The sequence below is a fragment of the Staphylococcus equorum genome, from assembly GCF_001747895.1.
GTDB lineage: Bacteria > Bacillota > Bacilli > Staphylococcales > Staphylococcaceae > Staphylococcus > Staphylococcus equorum_A.
In genome coordinates, this window is record NZ_LNNB01000023.1 from 1 (window position 1) to 221 (window position 221).

At 40.3% G+C, this 221-nt stretch carries 1 protein-coding gene; it reads right to left on the reverse strand.

The features are described 5' to 3' along the window. Positions 1-221, reverse strand: a 221-nt coding sequence (locus AST02_RS10390) for a hypothetical protein (protein ID WP_141714597.1), incomplete at both ends; no start/stop codon positions are given.

The following is a 221-nucleotide window of genomic DNA, read 5'->3' on the forward strand; positions in this document are numbered from 1 at the left end:
CTTAACGATTCACTTTCTACATCGCTGAGTGATTCACTTTCGCTTAATGATTCGGATGTACTTAACGATTCACTTTCGCTTAGTGATTCTGACGTGCTCAATGACTCGCTCTCACTTAATGACTCTGATGTACTCAATGACTCACTTTCACTTAGTGACTCTGATGTACTCAATGACTCACTTTCACTTAGTGACTCTGATGTACTCAACGATTCGCTTTC